This window comes from Deinococcus yavapaiensis KR-236 (assembly GCF_003217515.1).
Lineage (GTDB): Bacteria > Deinococcota > Deinococci > Deinococcales > Deinococcaceae > Deinococcus_A > Deinococcus_A yavapaiensis.
Map to the genome: position 1 here is coordinate 143006 of NZ_QJSX01000009.1, position 21970 is coordinate 164975.

At 65.6% G+C, this 21970-nt stretch carries 18 protein-coding genes (1 of these 18 only partly in view); 12 read left to right on the forward strand and 6 right to left on the reverse strand.

Annotated elements, in window-relative coordinates:
• Window positions 1-4124, forward strand: partial view of a beta strand repeat-containing protein gene (locus DES52_RS12600; RefSeq protein WP_110887156.1) — the 3' portion only. It extends 7 nt beyond the left edge of the window; only the last 4124 of its 4131 coding nucleotides appear in the window; its start codon lies beyond the left edge, outside the window; it ends in the stop codon at window positions 4122-4124.
• Window positions 4125-4250: 126 nt separating this feature from the next.
• On the opposite strand, the gene DES52_RS12605 is transcribed toward DES52_RS12600, so the two are convergent.
• A complete protein-coding gene (locus DES52_RS12605; protein ID WP_110887157.1) occupies window positions 4251-6407 on the reverse strand; it encodes a glutamine synthetase III family protein in 2157 nt (718 codons plus the stop codon).
• A 222-nt stretch (window positions 6408-6629) separates the two neighbouring features.
• Here DES52_RS12605 and DES52_RS12610 point away from each other — a divergent pair, with 222 nt between their 5' ends.
• The 7 genes from DES52_RS12610 to DES52_RS12640 all read left to right on the forward strand — a co-directional run bounded on the left by DES52_RS12610 (window position 6630) and on the right by DES52_RS12640 (window position 13556).
• Entirely contained in the window at window positions 6630-7415 is a 786-nt protein-coding gene (locus tag DES52_RS12610; protein ID WP_110887158.1) for a C40 family peptidase, read from the forward strand.
• A complete protein-coding gene (locus DES52_RS12615; RefSeq protein WP_245900968.1) occupies window positions 7412-8437 on the forward strand; it encodes a dipeptide epimerase in 1026 nt (341 codons plus the stop codon). Before DES52_RS12610 ends, DES52_RS12615 begins: the two co-directional genes overlap by 4 nt.
• Window positions 8438-8511: 74 nt before the next feature.
• Window positions 8512-9540 (forward strand): bifunctional nicotinamide-nucleotide adenylyltransferase/Nudix hydroxylase, encoded by a 1029-nt coding sequence (locus DES52_RS12620; protein ID WP_110887228.1) that lies wholly within the window; start codon window positions 8512-8514, stop codon window positions 9538-9540.
• 50 nt (window positions 9541-9590) lie between these two features.
• Window positions 9591-10559, forward strand: a complete 969-nt coding sequence (gene argF / locus DES52_RS12625; RefSeq protein ID WP_110887160.1) for an ornithine carbamoyltransferase — start codon at window positions 9591-9593, stop codon at window positions 10557-10559.
• On the forward strand, window positions 10556-11533 hold the full coding sequence (gene argC / locus DES52_RS12630) for an N-acetyl-gamma-glutamyl-phosphate reductase (protein WP_211317924.1): 978 nt from the start codon (window positions 10556-10558) through the stop codon (window positions 11531-11533). Before argF ends, argC begins: the two co-directional genes overlap by 4 nt.
• A complete protein-coding gene (gene argJ, locus DES52_RS12635; protein ID WP_110887161.1) occupies window positions 11530-12681 on the forward strand; it encodes a bifunctional glutamate N-acetyltransferase/amino-acid acetyltransferase ArgJ in 1152 nt (383 codons plus the stop codon). Before argC ends, argJ begins: the two co-directional genes overlap by 4 nt.
• Window positions 12682-12785: 104 nt before the next feature.
• Window positions 12786-13556, forward strand: a complete 771-nt coding sequence (locus DES52_RS12640; protein WP_110887162.1) for a tryptophan-rich sensory protein — start codon at window positions 12786-12788, stop codon at window positions 13554-13556.
• 68 nt (window positions 13557-13624) lie between these two features.
• Here the strand turns inward: DES52_RS12640 and DES52_RS12645 are convergent, their stop codons facing one another.
• The 3 genes from DES52_RS12645 to DES52_RS22975 all read right to left on the reverse strand — a co-directional run bounded on the left by DES52_RS12645 (window position 13625) and on the right by DES52_RS22975 (window position 15500).
• Window positions 13625-14008: a hypothetical protein gene (locus DES52_RS12645; protein WP_146237280.1), complete on the reverse strand. Its 384-nt coding sequence runs from the start codon at window positions 14006-14008 to the stop codon at window positions 13625-13627.
• 105 nt (window positions 14009-14113) lie between these two features.
• On the reverse strand, window positions 14114-15064 hold the full coding sequence (locus tag DES52_RS12650) for a TerC family protein (RefSeq protein ID WP_245900970.1): 951 nt from the start codon (window positions 15062-15064) through the stop codon (window positions 14114-14116).
• Between the two features lie 196 nt (window positions 15065-15260).
• Window positions 15261-15500, reverse strand: a complete 240-nt coding sequence (locus tag DES52_RS22975; RefSeq protein ID WP_170131040.1) for a hypothetical protein — start codon at window positions 15498-15500, stop codon at window positions 15261-15263.
• A gap of 75 nt (window positions 15501-15575) precedes the next feature.
• On the opposite strand from DES52_RS22975, the gene DES52_RS12660 reads away from it, so the two are divergent.
• Together DES52_RS12660 and DES52_RS12665 are read left to right on the forward strand one after the other, a co-directional pair.
• Window positions 15576-16511, forward strand: coding sequence for an ATP-binding cassette domain-containing protein (locus DES52_RS12660; RefSeq protein WP_110887164.1), 936 nt, complete (start codon window positions 15576-15578; stop codon window positions 16509-16511).
• Window positions 16508-17302: an ABC transporter permease gene (locus DES52_RS12665; RefSeq protein WP_110887165.1), complete on the forward strand. Its 795-nt coding sequence runs from the start codon at window positions 16508-16510 to the stop codon at window positions 17300-17302. Before DES52_RS12660 ends, DES52_RS12665 begins: the two co-directional genes overlap by 4 nt.
• 231 nt (window positions 17303-17533) lie before the next feature.
• On the opposite strand, the gene DES52_RS12670 is transcribed toward DES52_RS12665, so the two are convergent.
• Complete coding sequence (locus DES52_RS12670) at window positions 17534-18055, reverse strand: DUF4388 domain-containing protein (protein ID WP_110887166.1); 522 nt, start codon at window positions 18053-18055, stop codon at window positions 17534-17536.
• A gap of 74 nt (window positions 18056-18129) precedes the next feature.
• A complete protein-coding gene (gene murA, locus DES52_RS12675) occupies window positions 18130-19422 on the reverse strand; it encodes a UDP-N-acetylglucosamine 1-carboxyvinyltransferase (RefSeq protein WP_110887167.1) in 1293 nt (430 codons plus the stop codon).
• Window positions 19423-19688: 266 nt separating this feature from the next.
• On the opposite strand from murA, the gene DES52_RS12680 reads away from it, so the two are divergent.
• Together DES52_RS12680 and DES52_RS12685 are read left to right on the forward strand one after the other, a co-directional pair.
• Window positions 19689-19913, forward strand: coding sequence for a transcriptional regulator (locus tag DES52_RS12680; protein ID WP_110887231.1), 225 nt, complete (start codon window positions 19689-19691; stop codon window positions 19911-19913).
• A gap of 81 nt (window positions 19914-19994) precedes the next feature.
• On the forward strand, window positions 19995-21911 hold the full coding sequence (locus DES52_RS12685) for a serine/threonine-protein kinase (RefSeq protein WP_110887168.1): 1917 nt from the start codon (window positions 19995-19997) through the stop codon (window positions 21909-21911).
• The last annotated feature ends 59 nt before the right edge of the window (window positions 21912-21970 follow it).

The window sequence follows — 21970 nt, forward strand, 5'->3', positions numbered from 1 at the left end:
GAAAGAGTAATCCGGCGCTTGCAGTTGTAGCTCTGACCGTTACCTTGGCCGCTTGCGGTCCTCAAATCGCGGCGCCCGGCGCCATCAACAACCTGCCGGCCAGCGTCGCCCTCGAACCCATTCAAGTCGGGGCCACGGCGTCGAGCACCATTGCCTTCACGAACGGCGGGGGAAGCAGTCTCTCGTACGCCGTCAGCTCCGACGTCGCCTGGCTGACGGCGAGTCCGTCGAGCGCGACCGTGCCTGCCAACACCGCGACGAGCTTGACGGTCAACGTCACCTGCCCGGTCGTCCCCGGCCCTTACACGGCCAACGTGACGATCACCAGTCAAAACCCCAATCTCTCGAAGACGGTGCCGGTCACCGTGACCTGCGCGCCCGAAGCGAACACCGAGGCCAACCGCCCCGTCCTTCAACTCGGCAACATCGCGACGAGCGTCACCACGCCTTCGATCACCGTGACCGGCACCGTCGGCGACAACGTGGCGCTGCAAAGCCTGAAGGTGAACGGAGCGACCGTGACGGTCGGTACGGGAGGCGCGTTCACGTACACCGTGAACAACTTGACGCCCGGCAACAACGTCATCACGGTGGTCGCCACCGACACGAGCGGTCTGCAGACGACGCGGACCGCGACCGTGGTCTACACGCCTGCCTCAACCGACACGCAGGCTCCGCTCGTGTCAAACGTTGCCCTCACCAACACGGCCACGACGGGCTCGGTGCAAGGATCGGTGACGGCGACGGACAACGTCGCCGTCACCACGCTCGCTTACACCGTCACGCCCGCCGCCGGAGGCGCCGCCGTCAAGACGGGTGCGGTCACGGTTTCCACCCCGGGCTCGACCATCAACCAAGCGTTCACCATCGACTTGTCGAGCCTCGCCGACGGTACGTACAAGATCGCCTTCACGGCGTCCGACGGCACCAACACCTCGGCGGCGAAGGAAAGCGCGAGCTTCATCGTCGACAAGACCGGCCCGACCTTCACCCCCATCTACATATCACCCGTGACCGCCAGCACGGCGAGCGTGACGCTCGGCAACCTGCAAGACGCGTTGAGCAACGTCAGCTCGACGGTCTCGTACACGCTGAACGGCGCAGCCGCGCAGACGGCGACGCTTTCGAACAACGCCTTCACCATCACGGGCTTGCAAGAGGGCACCAACTCCATCACCATCACGGCGAAGGACGCGCTCGGGAACGCCACCACCAAGCCGATCCAAATCGTCTTCACGGCCGTCACGCCGCCCCCGCCTCCGGGTCCCGGTGATACACAAGCGCCGGTCATCACGAGCTTTGGCTACAACAACGCGACGACAGGCGTATTCCAAGGGTTCGTGACCGCCACCGACAACGTCGCCGTCACCGGCCTGTCCTACACCGTCGCTCCCAGCGCCGGCGGAGCGGTCGTGAAGAGCGGAACGGTGCCCGTCCAGACGCCGGGCACGAGTATCGATCAAACGTTCAGCCTCGACTTGTCGAGCCTCGCCGACGGCTCGTATAAAATCACCTTCACCGCGTCCGACGGCGTCAACACCTCGGCGCCCTTCACCTCCGCAGCGTTCACGCTCGACAAGACCGGCCCGACCTTCACCCCCAGCGCCGCCGCCTCGGTCAACGTCAACAGCGTCAACGTCACCCTCAACGGTCTGCAAGACGCGCTCAGCACGGTGAGCTCCAGCGTCACCTACAAGATCAACGGCGGAGTCACCCAGACAGCGACGCTTTCGGGCAACGCCTTCACCGCCATGAACTTGCAGAGTGGCGTCAACTCGATCGCCATCACCGTCAAGGACAGTCTCGGCAACGCCACGACCAAGACCATCCAGGTGACGTACGACATGACCGACACGCAAGCGCCGGTCGTCACGAACGTCTCCTTGGGAAGCACGGCGACCACGGGAACGCTGCAAGGCTCCGTCACCGCCACCGACAACGTCGCCGTCACCGGCCTGTCCTACACCGTCGCCCCTAGCGCCGGCGGAGCGGTCGTGGCAAGCGGTACGCTCAGCATCACCGCCGGGACGAGCGTCACGAAGGCGTTCAGCCTCGACTTGTCGAGCCTCGCCGACGGCTCGTACAAAGTCACCTTCACCGCGTCCGACGGCACCAGCACCTCGGCGCCCTCCACCTCCACAGCGTTCACGCTCGACAAGACGGGTCCGACCTTCACCCCCAGCGCTGCCGCCTCGGTCAACGTCAACAGCGTCAACGTCACCCTCAACGGTCTGCAAGACGCGCTCAGCACGGTGAGCTCCAGCGTCACCTACAAGATCAACGGCGGGGCCACCCAGACGGCGACGCTTTCGGGCAACGCCTTCACCGCCACGAACTTGCAGAGCGGCGTCAACTCGATCGCCATCACCGTCAAGGACAGTCTCGGCAACGCCACGACCAAGACCATCCAAGTGACGTACAACGCGCCCGACACGCAAGCACCGGTCGTCACGAACGTCTCCTTGGGAAGCACGGCGACCACGGGAACGCTGCAAGGCTCCGTCACCGCCACCGACAACGTCGCCGTCACCAGCCTGTCCTACACCGTCGCCCCTAGCGCCGGGGGTGCCTCTGTCCTGAGCGGTACGCTCAGCATCACGGCGGGTGCCAGCGTCAGCGAGCTGTTCAGCCTCGACTTGTCGAGCCTCGCCGACGGTTCGTACAAGATCGCCTTCACGGCGTCCGACGGTACCAGCACCTCGGCGCCCTTCACCTCCGCGGCGTTCACGCTCGACAAGACCGGCCCGACCTTCACTCCCAGCGCCACCTCGCCCGTCGGGACGAGCAGCACCACCGTCACCCTCAACGGTCTGCAAGACGCGCTGAGCAGCGTGAACTCGACGGTGTCGTACACGGTGAACGGTGGAAGTGCGCAAGCGGCGACGCTTTCGAGCAACGCCTTCACGGTCACGAACTTGCAAGAGGGCGCCAACTCGGTCGCCATCACGGTGAGTGACAGCCTCGGCAACACCTCCACGCAAACCATTCAAATCACGTCCGACACGCAGCTGCCCAACCTCAGCGTCACGCCGATCGCCGCTTACGTGTCGTCACCGGACCTCAACATCACTGGCACGGCGACGGACAGTGGAACGGGCATCGCGTTCGTGACAGCCACGCCGGACGGCGACACGACCCAGACGATCACCACGACCGTCGACGGCAACGGCAACTTCACCTTGACGCTCCTCGACTTGGCGGAAGGCGCGCACTCGATCGTGGTCACGACGACCGACATCTTTGGTCGCACCAGCGATCCGCAGACGATCACGACGTTCGTGGACGCCACGCCGCCGACGCTGACCAACATCGCCTCCAGCATCTCCAGCAACAACGTCACGGTGACCGGCACGGCCTCCGATATCGCGGGAAGCGGCGTCGACCACGTCACTTACAGCGTCACGAAGGACGGAGCGCCGTTCATCACCGCCACGAACGTGACGGTGGATTCGGCGGGCTTCTTCAGCATCCCGTTGACCGGACTCGCCAACGGATCGTACGTCGTGACGCTCGCCGCAGTGGACCTCAGCGGCAATTCGTCCACGGCCAGCACCGTCAGCGTCAACGTGCAGACGGGAGCGCCCTCGGTCTTGATCAACTCCATCGCGACGAGCGCCGGATCGGGAACCATCACAGGAACGATCTCGGACAACAACTCGCCGCTCACGGCAACTTCGTACCAAATCACCGACGCGAGCAGCACGGTCGTCAGGTCGGGCACCTTGACGAGCACGAATCCCTTCAGCATCTCGTACTCCGGCTTGGCGGTCGGCACGTACACCTTCACGGTGAGCGCGACGAACGCCCTCGGAACGACCAGCCAGTCCTCGACGTTCGTGGTGGATCAGACGCCTCCAACGGTCACGCTCGTCAGCAGCACGTTCGTCAAGAACGGCGTGAACGCCCGCGGACGCTTCGTCGTCCAAGCGACCGACGCCAACGGGGTGGCGAGCGTGCAGTACCGCCTCCTCGGCGCCTCCACGTGGACGAACGCCACCTCCATCGGCAACAACAGGTACTCCTTCTCGGCGCGCATCAAGAACGCGACGAGCGTCACGGTGGAAGTCCGCGCGACGGACACGGCCGGCAACGTCTCGGTTCCCGTCACGTTCACGGCGCCCTGATCTCGGGTCTTTCTTGAAGGAGGGGGAGGCATTGAGCCTCCCTCCTTCTCTTGTGGCGTAGAGCTTCGCACGAAGAAGCGGCAGAGCGCGTGGGGCGCTCTGCCGCTTCACTGGTCGCTGGCCGCGTTACTTCACGAACAGCATCTGACGGTAGCTCGGAAGCGGCCAGTGCTCGTCGGCGACGAGACGTTCGAGTTTGTCGGCGGCGGTGCGCACGGCGATCATGGCGGGCAAGACCTTGTCGCGCATGTGGAAGGCCTTTTCGTGGGCGCTTTCCCCGCCGAGTTCCTGGTTCTGGGCGCGCAGGATTTGCAAAGCGTCGTAGAGTTCGTCCGTGACGCTCGCGACTTCCGTCGCGACGCCGTCCAGGGCTCGGCTGGGCGTCTTCACGGCGCTGAGGTCGCCGAGGTACTTGGCGGCGGCGGGCACGATCATCGTCTGGGCGATGTACTCGGTGGTCTCGCCTTCGATGTTGACCGTCTTGAAGTACTGCTCGTACATCACTTCCTGGCGCGCCTCGACTTCACGGGGCGTCAAGACACCGAACTTCTCGAAGAGGTGCACGTTCTTCTCGTCGGCGAGCTTGCCGAACGCGTCGAGTGACGTGCGAAGGTTCAGCAGGCCGCGGCGCTCGGCTTCTTCGTGCCACTCGGCGCTGTAGCCGTCTCCGTTGAACACGATGCGGCGGTGCTGCTCGTAGGTGCTCTTCACGACCTCGGCGATGGCATCTTCGAAGGACTGGCCCGCGTCGACCTTCTCCTGCAGTTGCGCCGTGAGCTTCTCGACGGCGTCGGCGGCGATGGTGTTGAGAACGGTGATCGGGAAGGAGATGCTTTGCGACGAGCCGACCGCGCGGAATTCGAACTTGTTGCCCGTGAACGCGAAGGGGGACGTGCGGTTGCGGTCACCCGCGTGACGCGGCAAGGGCGGCAGGACGGGCGAGCCGAGGCCGAGCAGGCCCGCTTCGGTGCCGCGCCCGCCTTGACCGCTCGAGAGGCGGTCGTAGATGTCGGTGAGTTCGTCGCCCAGGAAGATCGAGATGATCGCCGGGGGCGCCTCGTTCGCGCCGAGACGGTGGTCGTTGCCCGCGGCGGCGACGGAGACGCGCAGGAGGTCTTGGTGCTCGTCGACCGCCTTGATGACGGCCGAGCAGAAGAACAGGAACTGCATGTTCTCGTGAGGCGTGTCACCGGGCTCGAGGAGGTTGAGGCCGATGTCGGTGCCCATGGACCAGTTGCAGTGCTTGCCCGAGCCGTTGACGCCCGCGAAGGGCTTTTCGTGCAGCAGGCACACCAGGCCGTACTTGCGCGCCGTATTGGACAGCACTTGCATGATGAGTTGCTGATGGTCGGCGGCGAGGTTGGAGTGCTCGAAGATCGGGGCGATTTCGAACTGGCCGGGCGCGACTTCGTTGTGACGCGTCTTGACGGGGATGCCGAGGGCGTACATCTGATGTTCGGCGTCGGTCATGAACGAGAGGACGCGGTCGGGAATGGCGCCGAAGTAGTGGTCTTCGAGTTCTTGGCCCTTGGGCGGCTTGGCGCCGAAGAGGGTGCGGCCCGACATGACGAGGTCAGGCCGACGGTAGTAGTACTCCTCGGCGATTAGGAAGTACTCCTGCTCGGCGCCGAGGGTGGACGATACACGCTTGCTCTCGAAGTGGCCGAAAAGCGACAAGGCGCTCATGACGCTCTTGTTGAGCGCTTCGATAGAGCGCAGCAGGGGCGTCTTGAGGTCGAGCGCTTCGCCCGTCCACGAGGCGAAGGCGGTGGGAATGCACAAGGTCGCGCCGTTGGCGTGCCGCATGATGAACGCGGGGCTGGTGGGGTCCCAGGCGGTGTAGCCACGCGCTTCGAAGGTGGCGCGCAGACCTCCCGAGGGGAAGGAGGAGGCGTCGGGCTCGGCTTGGATGAGTTCCTTGCCGCTGAAAGTCGCGATGGCGCCGCCGTCGGACGTCGGGGAGATGAACGAGTCGTGCTTCTCGGCCGTGATGCCCGTGAGGGGATGGAACCAGTGCGTGTAGTGCGTCGCGCCCTTCTCCAGTGCCCACGACTTCATGGCGAGAGCGACGGTGTCGGCGACGGCGGAGTCGAGCGGGGCGCTGCCTTCGAGCGTCGCCTTGAGGCTCTTCCACACGGACTTGCTGAGACGCGACTTGAGTTGTTCGGGCGTCAGGACGTCCGAGGCGAAGCCCGTTTCGAGGACGTCGGAGACGGAACGCACCTCGACGTCGTCGAGACGCCAGTTGCGCGCGGCCGAAAGAACATCCGTATCGTGATTCATTTCCACCCCTCGTAAGCCTTCTTTTGACATTTTGTGCATCGCGAGAAGGACAGTTTGCACGAAATTCTACTCGAACGCCTCGTTCAGCGAGGTCTTTCGGCGAATCCCACGCCAGAAAGAATACAACTTGTCACCTGAGGGCGTGCAACCCCTGTCTGGCCCGGACGTGGTCGACTTCGCGCGAGTCGCGGAACGTTCCCGTCAAGGACTACACTACGCCCCGTGACTCTTCGAAGTGACCAAACGATCGCGGCGCGAGGCCGCGTGAGCCTCTTGGCGGAGGCGAACGGCAACGAGCAGGTGACGCAGGCCCTTTTGGGCGAACCTCTGCACGTCTTGGAGGACGCGGGGCACGGCTGGGTTCGCGTGCGCACGACCCATGACGATTACGAGGGCTTCGCGCGCTGGAACGATCTCGGCGAGCAAGGCGGCGAGACGACGCTCGTGACGACGCTCCGCGGTCACTTGTACGCCGCGCCGAGGGTGAGCGCGCCGATCCTCGACGTCGTGAGCTACGGATCGCGCCTCTCGAAGCTCGGCGGCGAGCCGATCGTGGAGCGCGGCCGCTCGTGGTGGCGCGTCGCGTACCGGGGCGGCGAGGCGTACGTCGGCGAGGGCGTGTTCGAGCAGTCGGTCGCCGTCTCGGGCGATCTCGGGTTCGCGCGTCGCTTTCTGGACGTGCCTTACGAGTGGGGGGGGCGAAGCGCGTGGGGCCTCGACTGCTCGGGCTTGACGCAACTCGTGTTCGGCTTGGGCAACTTGCCGAGGGACGCGTCGCAGCAAGAGGACTTCGTGCCCAAGGTGAGCGAACCCAGGGCGGGCGATCTCGCCTTCTTCGCGGGCCACGTCGGGATCATGCTGTCCGACCGCGACATGCTGCACGCGAACGCCACTCACATGCGCGTCACGATCGAGACCTTCGGCGAGGGAGAGCACGGAACGCGCCTCGCGCAGAGCGTTCGGGCGTTCGGCCGATGGGACGGCCGCGCGTACCGGGAGGCGAAGTGAACGTCACTTGGAAGACGCGGGACCTGCATACCGCGCAGCCGTTCGGCATCGCCCGCTGGACGCACAGCTTGTATCCCCGCACGTTCGTGACGTTGGAACACGACGGCCTCTCGGGTCGCGGCGAGGCGGCGCCGAACGCCTTTTACGGAGAGACGCGCGGCACGGTCGAGGCGGTCTTGCCGATTCTCAAGGACGCCTTGACGGACCCGTGGGACTGGGAAGGCTTGGAGCGCGGCCTCGACGCCCGCTTTCCGCACGACCATCCCAGCGTCAAGTGCGCGATCGAAAGCGCCGCGTTGGAGTGGTGCGCGCGCGCGGCGAACGTGCCCGTGTGGCGTCTGTTGGGACTCTCCCCCTCCCCGGTTCCCGAAAGCAGCTTCACGGTGAGCATCGCCGAGCTCGACGACATGCGCCGCCAAGCGCGTGAGGCCGTCGTGCGTGGGCACGGCGTGTTGAAGGTGAAGCTCGGAACCGAGCGTGACGAGGTGATCTTGGAGGCGTTGCGTGCGGAAGCGCCGAGCGCGCGGATTCGCGTGGACGCGAACGCGGCGTGGACGAGGACGGGCGCCAAGCGCATGCTGAGCGTGCTCGCGGCAGCGGACGTGGAGTTCGTCGAGCAACCGCTGAACGCGCACGACCTCGAAGGGCACGCGGAGCTTCGCCGATCCTCGACGGTGCCGATCGTGGCGGACGAAAGCTTGCACGCGCGCTCGGACGTTCCGAAGCTCGCCGAGGCGTTCGACGGCCTGAACCTCAAGCTCGCCAAGCTCGGCGGTCCGCTGCAGGCCCTGCATGCCTTGCGCACGGCGAGGGCGCTCGGCATGAGCGTGATGCTGGGTTGCATGATCGAATCGAGCCTCGGAATCGCCGCGGCCGTGCACCTCGCGGGCCTCGCGGACTTCGTGGACCTCGACGGGGCGTTGTTGCTCGCCGACGATCCGTTCGAGGGGCTCGCTTGGAACGCGGGGTGCGTGGAGCGTCCGAGCGGCGTCGGTTGGGGCGTCGAGGCACGCTTCTCGTGAGTTCGGCGCGGACTTCCTCACCGTCCTCATCCGACGACACCTCTCGATGAGGTAAGTATGAGGTGGAGGTCGGCGTGCGAAAGACGAAGTTCGCGTTCGGGGTGTACATAGGGCGGTTCGAACCGCCGCATCGAGCTCACCTAGCCGTCATGCTCGAAGCGCTCGAACGCGTCAACAAGCTCGTCGTCGTGATCGGATCGGCGCGCTCGGCGAGAAGCGTCAAGAATCCCTTCACCGCCGAGGAGCGCCAAGACTTGATTCTCGGCATGCTGAAGGACGCCGGGGTGCCGCGCGCCCGCGTCGCGTTCGGCTTCGTGCGCGACTACTTCTACAACGAGTCGCTGTGGCTGTCGGAAGTGCAGCGAACCGCCTCGCAGTTCGCGCGCGGCTCGGGCGACATCGCGCTCGTCGGGCACATCAAGGACGACTCTTCGTACTACTTGCGCTCCTTTCCCTCGTGGGAGTACCTGCCGACCCACGTCGAGTCGCCGCTCAACGCCACCGACATCCGCGGCCTGTACTTCGGCGGCGAGGCGTGGATCGCCGAGGAATACGTGCCCGCGAACGTCTCGCGCTTCATGGAGTCGTTTCGCGCCACGAAAGAGTTCGCCGAGCTCAAGGAGGAGCACGAGTATCTGCGGCGCCTTCGTCACGCCTGGGAAAACGCGCCGTCGCCGCCCGTGTTCGTCACGACCGACAGCGTCGTCATTCGAAGCGGCCACGTGCTGCTGGTACGGCGCGGCGGTCAGCCGGGACGCGGCAAGCTCGCCATGCCCGGCGGCTTTCTGGACGTCAAGTCGACGCTGCTCGCGTCGTGCCTCAAGACGTTGCGCGAGGAAACGGGTCTCGCCGACACGCTCGATTTGGAAGCGACGCTGCGAGGCCGCGCGGTGTTCGATTATCCGACGCGCAGTTTGCGCGGCCGGACGGTCACGCACGCCTTTCACTTCGACCTCGGAACGGGCGGCTTGCCGCGTTTGAAGGTCGGAGGCAACGCAGGCGACGCGCTGTGGATGCCCCTCGGCGAGGCGCTCGGCACGCCCGAGCTGTTCTTCGAGGACCACCACGCCATCATCGAGCACTTCTTGTGGAAGGCGACTTGACGTGACCCACGAACGCATGACTATGCGTCTTCGTGTATTCTTATGACCTTATGACGGTCTCCTCTCCTCGACCTTCCAGCACGCCCGTCTTGCAGGGCCGCGACTTCCTCGGCAGCCTCGACCTGACGCCGAGCGAATTGCGCACCGTCCTCGACACCGCCGCCTCCATGAAGCGCGGCGAGTGGCGCGGCGTCAAGCCCCTCGCGGGCCTCACCCTCGCCCTCATCTTCGAAAAAGCCAGCTTGCGCACCCGCACGACCTTCGACGTCGGGATGTATCAACTCGGCGGGCACGCCATCACCCTCACGAACGCCGAAGTCGGGCTCGGGACACGCGAGCGTGTCAACGACGTCGCCCGCAACCTCGAACGCTGGGTGGACGGCATCATGGCGCGCGTCTACGAGCAGACGACGCTCATCGAACTCGCGCGTCACGCCGACATTCCGGTCATCAACGGCCTCAGCGACGCCCTGCACCCCGTGCAACTCCTCGCCGATTATCAAACGATCGAGGAGACCTTTCCGGACACGCGCGGCGTGAAAATCACGTTCCTCGGAGACGGCAACAACCTCGCCAACTCGCACATCGAAATGGCGAGATTGACGGGCGCGAGCCTCACGGTCTGCACCCCGATCGGGCACGAACCGAACGGGCGCGTCCTCATGGAAGCCATGCGCGCGGGTGCCGACGTGCGCCTCACCCACGACGTCCGCGAAGCCCTGGAGGGCGCGCAAGTGTTGTACACCGACGTCTGGATTTCCATGGGACAAGAAGCCGAGGCGGCCCGCAAGAAGGAAGTGTTCTACAAGGGCGGCTTCCAAGTCGACGCGGCCATGCTCGACGCCATCGCCGAGGACGGCATCTTCTTGCACTGCCTGCCCGCGCACTACGGCGAGGAAGTCGTGCCCGAAGCCACCGAGCACGCCAAGAGCCGCGTCTTCGATCAAGCCGAGAACCGACTGCACGCCCAGAAGGCGCTCTTGTTCCACCTGTTGGGAAACAGCGAGGTGCGCTGGTGACTTTGCCAGCGAAACCGCGAATCTTCATCGACGGGGAGGCGGGTACGACCGGTTTGCAGATCCGCGCGAGACTCGCGGAGCGCACTGACCTCGAGCTCGTATCGATCGACGCCGAGAAGCGCAAGGACGACGCGGAACGCGCTCGCCTCTTGAACTCGGTGGACGTCGCCATCTTGTGTCTGCCCGATGAAGCGTCACGTCAAGCCGTCGCCATGATCGAGAACGACCGCGTGCGCGTGCTCGACGCGAGCAGCGCGCATCGCGTCGAGCCCGGCTGGACGTACGGCTTTCCCGAATTGTCGACCGCTCAGGAAGCGGCGATTCGCACGTCGACGCGCGTATCCGTGCCCGGCTGCTATCCCACCGGCATGATCGGCCTCGTGCGGCCCCTCGTGGACGCGAGGCTTCTCGCGTCCGACTACCCGGTGAGCGTCCACGGCGCGAGCGGCTACAGCGGAGGCGGACGGACGCTCGTGGACGCCATGGAAGGGCGCGGCGGCGCGCACAAGCTCGCCGGGCCTTACCGCGCGTACGGCCTCACGCTCGACCACAAGCACGTGCCCGAGATGCGCACGTACGGCGGCCTCGCGCACGCCCCGCTCTTCACGCCGTCCGTCGGCGCGTGGCGTCAAGGCATGCTCGTGGAAGTGCCGCTGCACACCCGACTGCTCGGCGGCGCGACAGGCCGAGATCTGCACGAGGCGTTGCGCGCGCATTACGAGGCGAGCCGCTTCGTGGACGTCATGGAATTCGGCGACGGCTCGCCCGACGTTCTCGATCCCGAGACCCTGGCGGGCACCAACCGCATGGAACTCTTCGTGTTCGAGAATCCGGCGCAAGGCCACGTCCTGCTGATGGCTCGCTTCGACAACCTCGGCAAGGGCGCGTCCGGCGCCGCCGTGCAAAACCTCGACCTCATGCTGGGCTTGGACGCCGAGCGTGACTACGCGGTTCGCGAGGAGGTGACGGCGTGACGACCTTTCCGACGGGCTTTCAAGCCGCCGCCCTCGCGGCCGGAATCAAGCCGAGCGGAAAGGTCGACCTCACGGCGGTCGTGAGCGACCGTCCTTGTGCCTGGGCCTTCGCGGGAACGACGAGCGCCGCCGCCGCCGCGTGCGTGACGTGGGGCCGCGAGCGGTACGCGACGGGCGCGGCCGTGCGGGCGTTGCTCGTGAACGCGGGCAACGCGAACGCCGCGACAGGAGAAGGCGGGGCGCGCGACAACGCCGAGATGGCCGCCTCGCTCGCCGCGTTAATGGGGACCGCCGCCGAGGAGGTCCTCACGGCGTCCACGGGCGTCATCGGGCATCGTCTTCCCATGGACCGCGTTCGGTCGGGAGTCGCTGCGCTCACGAATCGCTTCGAGAGCGACCTCTCGCCGCACGCGCACGCGATCATGACGACGGACCTCGTCGCGAAGACCGCCGAGGCGACCCTTTCTACGGGGCAACGGCTCGTCGGCGTGGCGAAGGGCAGCGGGATGATCCATCCCAACATGGCGACGATGTTCGCCTTCGTCTACACCGACGCGGACGTGAATCAAGCGCGCCTACGCGCCGCCTTTCCAGGCGTCGTGAACCGGACCTTCAACGCCGTTACCGTCGACGGCGACACGTCCACGAACGACATGGCGGTCGTCCTCGCGAACGGTGCGGGAGGAGCGTGCGACGAAACCGAGTTCCTGACGGCGCTCGAGGTCGTCATGCGTGACCTCGCTCGGCAGATCGCGCGCGACGGTGAGGGCGCGACGAAGCTTCTCACCGTCAAGGTCGCGGGCGCGGCGAGCGAGGAGGACGCGTTGCTCGCCGCACGGACGTGCGCGGGCAGCCCTCTTCTCAAGAGCGCCGTGCACGGCAACGACCCGAACTGGGGCCGCACGATCGCCGCGCTGGGACGATCCGGCGCTCGCCTCGACCTCGAGCGCTTGAAGGTGAGCGTGCAAGGCCACCGCGTCTTCGCGGGCGAACCTCTTCCCTACGACGCCAAGGCCGTCTCGGGCGAGATGCGCGCCGAGGAGGTCGTGTTCGACATCGACCTCGGCGTCGGCACGGCGAGCGGCGAGGCGTGGGGATGCGACCTCAGCGCCGAGTACGTGCGGATCAACGCCGAGTACACGACGTGAGGCGAGGCGAGGCGCGCCTCGCCTCGCCACCCTGACCTCCGGGAACGTTCGAGAGAGGAAGAAGTCCAACAGCTTTCCTTCGGGGATCGAAGTACCGTCGAGGTATGACAGGACTTTCGAGACAAATCATCCTGGTCGTGGCCGTCGTCGTGACGCTCGCAATGAACACGATCGCTGGGATCGGCTTGTTGTTCGGGCGCGATCCTGGCAGCATCTCGGATCGCTTGCCGAACGCCTTCACACCCGCCGGATTCACGTTCAGTATTTGGGGCCTCATCTTCTTGGCACTCATCGCGTTCGCTGCATGGCAAGCGAGGGCCGATCAACGAGGCGAACGGCTCGACAAGTTGGCGGTACCGTTTCTGCTCGCCAACCTCTTCAACATCACGTGGTTGCTCGCTTGGCACTCGCTGAACTACGGCCTGAGCGTCGTCATCATGCTGGCGCTCCTCGCGAGCCTCGTGTGGCTGTACCTGCGCCTGGACATCATGAACCTTCAGGGCGCCGAAAAGTTCTGGTTGGGCGCGCCGATCAGCTTGTACTTCGGCTGGATCAGCGTCGCGACCATCGCCAACGTCACCGCGTGGCTGGTGAGCCGGGGCGTCACGGACGGCTTGCTCGGAATCGGGGCGCAAGCTTGGTCGGCGATCCTGATCGGGGTCGCGTCGTTGGTCGGCGCGTTCTTGCTGTGGCGCAAGCGCGACTGGGTGTTCGCGGTCGTTCTCGCGTGGAGCTTTTACGGAGTGTACGCAGCGCGCCCGAACGCCGACGTCATCACCGCCGTCATCCTCGTCGGCGTCGCCTCGCTGCTGATCGCGTTCTTTCTCGGCTTGCGCCGTCTGCGCACCGATCCGCCACGTCCCCTGAGCGCTTGACTTTCACCTTCATGCGGGCGGCGAAGCTTCGCCGCCCGTCCTTCATGTTTCGGGTTTGGCCTCAGCGCTTATTTCGCCATCGTACGGACGAACGTTTGCATGTCGGTCACGCACTGATTGAACTCGCCGACTTTCACGCTGCCGGTGAAGGTGCGCAGCAAGCCGTTGGAGGACAGGTAAAGTTGCGAGACGTTGTATTCGGCGCCGCCCGAAGCGAAGCGGTAGCTCGCCAAAACGCCCCAGCTCCCTTCACGCTCGACGGGTTGCGTGACCACGTTGACGAGCTTTTGCGCGAACAAGGCTTGCTGCAAACGCGCCGCGAAGGTGCGCGCGTCGTCGCCGGTCTTGAACGTCGGCAAGGGCTGCTGATGCCGCTCCTCTTTGAGAAGACACGCGCCGTTTCCGCCTTGCCACGTGCCGTCGGGCAGGGCGTCCCAATTTTCGAAGGGCACGGCGAAAGCGCCGACCGAACCGAAGGAACATAAAAAAAGCATGAAGGCGCGCATTTCGCGCACCTTAACATGCCATTCTGAGAAAATCTATGAAGCGAGGCGAGATCAATCGTGCGAGTCTTGTAAAACAGGCTTCGGCGCTTGATGACGCGTCGCGTAGAGCGACGTGACGACGCTAAGCGTCAAGACGGTGACGATCACCGCGAGGGAAACGGACGTCGGAATCTTGTACACGTCGATGAGAAGCAATTTCACGCCGATGAACGACAAGATGACGGCCAGGCCCGTCTTGAGGTAGATGAAGCGGTCGACGACGTGCGCCAGCAGAAAGTACATGCTGCGAAGGCCCAAGATGGCCATGACGTTCGACGTGAACACGATGAACGGATCGGTCGTGATGGCGAAGATGGCGGGAATGGAATCCACGGCGAAGATCAAGTCGGTGAACTCCACGACGAGCAGCACCAAGAACAGCGGCGTCGCCATCCTCACGCCGTTTTGTACGGTGAAGAACTTCTGGCCGTCGTACGTCGGGCTGATCTTGAAGAAGCGGCGCGCGATTCGTACGGCCACGTTTTTCTCCAAGTCGACTTCCTCCCCGTGGCCGCCTTTAAACATCTTGATGCCCGCGTAGACGAGGAACGCTCCGAAGAAGTACAAAATCCAGTGAAAGCGGTCGATGAGCTGCGCGCCGACGAGGATCATGGCGCCCCGCATGAGAAGCGCGCCGATGACGCCCCAGAACAGCACGCGGTGGCGGTACTGCGCGGGCACGCCGAACGCGGCGAACACGAGGACGAACACGAAGATGTTGTCGACGGCAAGGGAGTACTCGACGACGTAGCCCGTGAGCCAATCGACGCCTTTTTGCGGACCGAGCCAATTCCAGATGACGGCGGCGAAGATGAGCGACAAGCTCACCCAGACGGTCGTCCAGATGCCCGCCTCCTTCACGGAGATGACGTGCGCTTTTCGGTTGAACACGCCGAGGTCGAGGGCGAGCATCGTCAGCACGCCGCCAATGAAAGCAAACCAGACCCAAAGGGGCAAATCCACGAGGGACCTCCTCTTGGGTCTCGCCAGTTTCGCGCGCGCACCGGGAAGGCACTGCCTTCCGTATTGACGATGCTCGCACCCACGGGCCGCATCGGCGGATGGTGTGGGCGGCTACTCCCCCAATTGTCTTTCATAGCGTAGCAGCGTTCGCACGCTTTTGGGCGCGCTTGCCTACAATCGTGCCTACCGGCGGGCTTCAGGTACGACCGAGGAAGGTCACGAGCTGGTAGAGATCGAAGGCGGCGAGGCCGAGCGCCACCCACTTCACGATGCCCGCAGAAACGCCCGTGCGCCGCTCTTGCACGATCGCGAAGACGAACAACGAGATCATCAGCAGAAAGCTCGCGATGTCGTTCCAAGGGCGCGGCAGCAGCACGACGACGAGCAGCACCAGAAACGCGACGACGAAGAAGATCACGCCTTGAGGTCGGGACATGACGGCAGTGTAGCGCCCGACGAACTGCACCTTTAGGCGGATGTTCCGAGGCAGCGAGGGCCGCACAATGAAAGCATGACGACGTTCGTTGCACAAACTCGCGACCTCACGAAGCGCTTCGGCGCGCAGGTGTCCGTGGATCACGTGAACCTCGCCGTGGAGCGCGGCACCGTGTACGGCCTGCTCGGGCCGAACGGCGCAGGAAAAACCACGACCCTCAAGTTGCTGCTCGGCTTGCTGAGCCCGTCGGGCGGTCGCGTGGACTTGTTCGAACGGCCGTGGTCGCGCGGCGCTCTGACTCGTGTCGGCGCCCTCATCGAAGCGCCCGCCTTGTACGCGCATCTCTCGGGCACGGAGAACTTGCTCGTGCATGCCGGGATGCTCGGCTTGCCCGCCGCGCGCGTGCACGACGTCTTGCGGCAAGTCGGCCTCGCAGACGCGGCGAACAAGCGGGCAGGCCAGTACAGCCTCGGCATGAAGCAACGGCTCGGGCTGGGCATCGCGCTCCTGAACGCGCCGGAGTTCCTGATTCTCGACGAGCCCACCAACGGACTCGACCCGGTCGGCATCGTGGAGATGCGCGAACTCATCCGCGACTTGCCGCAGCAAGGCATCACCGTGCTCGTCTCGAGCCACTTGCTCGCCGAGGTGTCGCAGATGGCGACGCACGTCGGGGTGATCGACAAGGGCCGCGTGAAGTACGAGGGGCCGCTCGACGCTCTTTTGGCGCGCAAGGGCGGCCGTTTGGAACTGACCGTGGCGAACGCGGCCCGAGTGTGGACGGCCTTGGCGGCCTCACGGCCCGATCTCTCGGGGGGCCGCGTCGAAGGAGAGCGGCTGCTGATTCCCGTCGAGGCGCACGCGGCGGCGAGCGTCATCGCCGCCGTCGTGAACGCCGGTTTCGATGTGCGGGGCCTAGCGTACTTCGGTGACGACCTCGAAAGCGCCTTCCTCGACCTCATCGACGCGCCCTCGCCGAATTTCGTCTCTCGACCCGAGGTCTTGGCATGACGCCTCCTTCGCTGTCGATCGCTTCGCGCGGCTCGTTCGGGTCGCTCGTGAACGTGGAGTGGCTGAAGTTTCGCCGTACCGCCGTCGTCGTCATTCCGCTGATCGCCGCGCTCGGCTTCGCGGCCCTGGCACTCTTCGCGGCGCGTCAAGCGACGGGCGACGACGCCACGCGACTCGGCGGGCGCTGGGCGTTCGCGGTCTTCCTCCTGGCCGCCGTGTGGTCGTCGATGTGGAGCGTCTTCGGAACCGCCGTCGTGAGCGGCATGGCCGCCGACCTCGAAAATCGTATGGGTACGTGGAGAGCGCTTCGCGCTCGCCCGACGTCGCCCGCGTCGCTGTGGCTCGCGAAATTCACCTTCGTCGCGCTCGTGACGCTGCTCGCCCACGTCCTGCTGTTCGTCGCGACCGTGTTGGGCGGCTTGGTCGTCCTGGGAGCGGGAGACATTCCGCTCGTCGCCTTCGCGGGGATCGCCGGGTTGCTGTGGCTGGTCAGCTTGCCGCTCGTCGCCCTGCACTTGTGGATCGGCGGGTGGCGAGGCGTCGGCGCGTCCGTTCTCGTGGGCGTCGTCGGCTTGATGGCAGGGCAACTCCTGCCGAGCGTCTTGCGTTGGAGGGACGTTTGGATGGTGCTGCCGTGGGAATGGCCGACACACGCACGCGGCCTCGTGCCGAGCTTGCTCCAAGGCAGCGTGCCGAGCGAGGCGACCCTGTTGATCGGACTCGCGGTCGTGTCGAGCGTGTTGTTCTTGCTGGCTGCAGCGACATGGTTCACACGCCGTGAGGACCGCTGAGCATCGTTTGACGGCAAGGATGGGGTGCCCACCTTGGTGGGCGCCCCATTCGTTCTAATCCTGATTCACGAGCTTGGTGAAGAAGCTTTCCCGGTGTTCGAGAATGGCGAGGCTTTCCACGTATCAAGTGCGCAAAGACCTTCGGGGCACTGGCCGAGCGAGCGCCTTCGTCAAAGCGGTGGAGCGCACGGAGCCCGTCGAGTCAGAGCGACGCGGCCAGGAGTGCGCCGTTCAAGCGACGTATTCCAATTTGCCCGCCTGCCAGAAGGGCAGGAGCGTCTCCAGCAATTCGCGGGGTGGCAGCGGCGAAGCGCCCACCATGACGTCGAGCCCTCCGCGTCCAACCAGCGAAAGCGCTTTGTACTGCTTGCGTGTCACGCGCGTCTGGTCGCTCCAACCGCCCGTGAACCGCAGCGGGGTCGTCCAATCGGGAAAGGCCTTGTCGAGCGGTTGCCACGCGTCGCTCTCCGTGAGCAAGCGGGTGAGCAGGGCTTCGCGACGTATGTTCACGGTGCGTGCGGGCGCCACGGCGTTCTGGTCGAAGTTGAAGCGCCCTTCGATGAGGCTGGCGATGAGGCTGAGCGCTTCATCGCCGGTGCGGCCGAGGGCGCTCGCATGCACGACGTCGCCGCTCGTCAACCACACGTCACCACCGCGAGGATGATCGATGTGCAACTTCCCCGACCGTCCGCTCGTGAGCAGCAGTTGCATCACGTCGAGCAGGGCGAAGTCCGCGAGATTGCCTGAAAGCATGAGGGCAGTCTAGAGCATTTCCGAACGGCGAGGCGGGCACGCGCCCAGCTGGGCGCGTGTCCGCCTCGAACGCCTCAGTCCATCGCCGTGGCGAACACCGCTTCGTCTTGCCGCACGTTCGCGCCGATGCTTTTCAAGCGCTCCGCGATCCGCTCGTACCCGCGGTTGATGTACTGCATTCCGTCGATGACGGTCTCTCCTTGAGCGGCGAGGGCGGCCACGAAGAGCGCGGCGCCCGCGCGAATGTCGGCGGCGCGGACGTGGGCGCCGTGCAGCAACGTGCCGCCGCGAATGACTTGCGTGTGGTCCATCACGCTGATGTCGGCGCCCATGCGTACGAGCGGCGCGACGTGCGTGAGACGATCGGGGTACACGGGATCGGTGACGGCGCTCGTTCCCTCGACCGTGGCGAGCAGCGCGGCCATTTGAGGCTGGATGTCCGTCGGGAAGCCGGGAAAGGCAGCGGTGGTGACGTTCGTCGGCACCAAGCTCGCTCGCGCGTCGACGAGCAGGGTCCGCTCGCCTTCGAGGACTTGCGCGCCCATCTCCTGCAACTTGCCGCTCAGCGCGCGCAGGTGGGCAGGGTGAACGTTCGTGAGGGCGAGTTTCGAGCGCGTCGCGGCCGCCGCGATCATCCACGTGCCCGCTTCGATGCGGTCGGGAATGACGGTGTACTCGCCGCCCGAAAGCTTCTCGACGCCTTCGACGACGATGGTGTGCGTGCCCGCGCCCGTGATGCGCGCTCCAAGCGAGTTGAGGAAGTTCACCATGTCGGCGACGTCCGTGTCGATCGAGGCGTTTTCGAGGCGAACCGTGCCTTCGCCGAGCACGGCGGCGAGAATGGCGTTTTGCGTGCCGCCCACCGTCAGCATCTCGAAGACGTAGCCGCCCGTGAGAGGCTGGGGCCGCGTGGCCGAGAAGGAGCCCGCGTCCTCGGTGAGGGTGACGCCGATCGCGCGGAAGGCCTTGAGGTGCTGATCGACGGGACGGTAACCGAAGGCGCAGCCGCCCGGCAAGCTGACCTTGGCTTCGCCCGCGCGCGAAAGAAGCGCTCCCATCACGATGAACGAAGCGCGCATCTTGCTGACGAGAGCGTACGGCGTTTCGACGGACGTCAGGTGCGGCGTGTGCAGGACGACCGAGTTCGGGCCGATCCACTCGAAGCGGGTCCCGAGCGACGCGACGATGTCGAGAATGGTGTGGATATCCGAGAGGCGCGGAATGCCGTGCAAGGTGATCGGTTCGCTCGAGAGCAGGGAGGCGACGATGATGGGAAGCGCGGCGTTCTTGCTGGGTTGAACGGCGATTTCGCCTTCTAAGGGTGAGCCGCCGAGGATCACGAGGGGCGCGAGTTGAGACACTGGCATTCCTTTCGGGAAGGGTCGGTCCCACTGAATGAGGCGACCCTGAGGTTTCGAGTTGAAAGCGCCAAGAGCGCTCCCACGTATGTTACACATCGTACTCACGTGCGTCTATGGCTTTCTTGGTGCATCGTGTTGAGCGTGCGTAAAGAGCGTGCTAGGCTAGGAACGCTCAAGCTGAAGATGCAGTCGTGATTTTCAGCGTCAGCGAACGACACCGCGCGGCTCGCTACCTCGTTTCCTCCTCGCCGCGAGTGCTTTGGGGGTCGGTCATGCCGAAGAAAGAACGCAAACGCCTACAAGTGGTGATTTCAGAAGAGCAAGACGCTCTTCTGACGAAAACCGCTTACGAACTGTCGAGCCCCGAGCGTCTCATTTCAAAGAGCGAAGTCGTGCGGCTCGCGATCGAGAAGATCGCCAAGGACTTGGAAGCGGGCGGCGAGTCCACCGAAGAGTACCGAGCTTTGCTGGAAGACGAGGACATCAAGGACGACTGAAAGTCGGCTTGGAACGAGGCGCACGTCGGCAGTGCGCCTTTTCTCGTTTCGACTCACCCGCGCCTTCGGTACACTGCCTTCATGGAGCAGACAACGAACGCCAAGGCGCTGCTCGCCGGGCGTTACGAGCTCGGCGGCCTGATCGGCGAAGGTGGCAGCGCCCGCGTTTACCGCGCGCGCGACACCGTCCTCGGACGCGACGTCGCCGTGAAGCTCTTGCGCGACCGCGTCTCGGACAGCGACCGCCACCGCTTCGAGCGCGAAATCCGCACGCTGGCGCGCATTTCGCATCCCGGCATCGTCGCCATCCACGACCTCGGGCACGACGCGGACGGACGTCTCTTCTTCGCGATGCAGTTGCTGCTCGGCGGGCCGCTCAGCGTCCTCGGGCCGCTCGACGACACGCCCGAAACCCTGGCGCGCTTCTTCGACGCGGCGATTCTCGTGGCGCGCACCCTCGACTTCGTGCACGCCCTCGGCGTCGTACACCGCGACCTCACACCACACAACATCCTGCTCGGCGAGGACGGCGTGCCGCGCGTCATGGACTTCGGCCTCGTGTACGTCTCCGAGGGCACGCGCGACCTCACCCGGGCGGGGTACACGCTCGGCACGCCGCATTACATGGCGCCCGAACAAGCCAAGGGCGGCGCGGTCGGGCCGCACAGCGACCTGTACGCGCTCGGAGCGGTGCTGTACCGCGTCGCGACCGGTCGCCCGCCCTTCGACGGCGAAAACGACTCGGGCATTCTCTTTCAACACGTGTACGAGGCGCCGCCCCCTCCGCAGGACGTCAATCCCGCCGTGCCCGACACCGTGGCGCGCGTGCTGCTGCGGCTTTTGCACAAGACGCCTGCTCGGCGTCCCGAACGCGGCGAGGAAGTCGCCCGGCTTTTGGAACTCGCGCGCGACGAGGAGGCGCGCGACGTGTCGAGCGGCCACTTTCGCGGCGGACGAACGCGCACGGGCGCGCACCGAGGCGGACCGAGCGATCCGCGCGGTGTGACGGAGCGCTGGAGTCTGCAACTCGGCGGCGACGTCACTTGGCCGTCCGCCGTCACCGGATCGCGCTCGCTCGTCGCCGTCGGGACGCGCAAAGGCAAGCTGTGCCTCGTGGACCACGCGGGGCGGCGCTTCGCGGAGTTGCCCGCCGCCGACGAGGTCACCGCGCCCGTCACGCTGCTGCGCGACAGCGTGGTGTACGGAGCGTGGGACGGCACCTTGCGCGAAGTCGAGACGCGCAGCGGCCTGGAACGCTGGCGGCACCGTACGCGCGCCGAGATCACCGGGGCGCCCACGCCTTGGAACGGCTTGTACCTCGTGACTTCGCGTGACGGGCATCTGCACTGCGTCTCGGCCGACAAAGGCGAGTTGCGGTGGGCGTATCGAGGCGGCGCGCCCATCGCTGCGTCCCCGGTGCTATGGGCGGGCGCGGCCTTCGTGGCCGATGAGGAAGGGTGGGTGCACGCCGTCGACGCGACGCTCGGCGCGCCGTTATGGAAGGTGCAGCTCTCCACGACGCACGCCACGCCCGCGCTCGCGTCGCTCGGACCGCGCGAAGCCGCCCTGATCGTTCCAACGTGGAAGGGCGAGACGCACGCGCTGCACCTCGTGCTGCAAGGAGGCCGTCCCGCCCTCGCGCCCGAACCGCTTTTGTGGACCTACGACTTGGAGGACGAAGTGTGGGCGTCCGCAGCCGTCGCGAACGGACGGGTGTACCTCGCGACGTGGAGCGGCACGTTGCACGCCCTCTCGCTGCGCGACGCGGACGAGTTGTGGTCGCGCAAGCTCGCGGGGCGCGTCACGGCCAGTCCCGTGCTCGCCGAGGGCGCCGTTTACGTGGCGAGCGAGGCGGGCGACGTCCTCGCGCTCGACGCGAGGACGGGAGACGTCCTGTGGCGAGCCGACTGCCCCGAGGGCGTGCAGGCGACGCCGCTCGTCATGGACGGAACGCTCTACGTGGCTTTCATGAACGGAATCTTGCGAGCCTTCGGGTGAGATGACTTTTGTCGGGCGGCATCGCGAGTACAATCGAAAGGTCTTGGAACTTTTCCCCG

What these genes read in the sequence shown, in the direction of transcription:
- DES52_RS12605 (WP_110887157.1), bottom strand. Translation starts at nt 6,407, where the DNA reads ATGAATCACGATACGGATGTTCTTTCGGCCGCGCGCAACTGGCGTCTC.
- argF (WP_110887160.1), top strand. Translation starts at nt 9,591, where the DNA reads ATGACGGTCTCCTCTCCTCGACCTTCCAGCACGCCCGTCTTGCAGGGC.
- DES52_RS12640 (WP_110887162.1), top strand. Translation starts at nt 12,786, where the DNA reads ATGACAGGACTTTCGAGACAAATCATCCTGGTCGTGGCCGTCGTCGTG.
- DES52_RS22975 (WP_170131040.1), bottom strand. Translation starts at nt 15,500, where the DNA reads ATGTCCCGACCTCAAGGCGTGATCTTCTTCGTCGTCGCGTTTCTGGTG.
- DES52_RS12660 (WP_110887164.1), top strand. Translation starts at nt 15,576, where the DNA reads ATGACGACGTTCGTTGCACAAACTCGCGACCTCACGAAGCGCTTCGGC.
- DES52_RS12665 (WP_110887165.1), top strand. Translation starts at nt 16,508, where the DNA reads ATGACGCCTCCTTCGCTGTCGATCGCTTCGCGCGGCTCGTTCGGGTCG.
- DES52_RS12670 (WP_110887166.1), bottom strand. Translation starts at nt 18,055, where the DNA reads ATGCTTTCAGGCAATCTCGCGGACTTCGCCCTGCTCGACGTGATGCAA.
- murA (WP_110887167.1), bottom strand. Translation starts at nt 19,422, where the DNA reads ATGCCAGTGTCTCAACTCGCGCCCCTCGTGATCCTCGGCGGCTCACCC.
- DES52_RS12680 (WP_110887231.1), top strand. Translation starts at nt 19,689, where the DNA reads ATGCCGAAGAAAGAACGCAAACGCCTACAAGTGGTGATTTCAGAAGAG.
- DES52_RS12685 (WP_110887168.1), top strand. Translation starts at nt 19,995, where the DNA reads ATGGAGCAGACAACGAACGCCAAGGCGCTGCTCGCCGGGCGTTACGAG.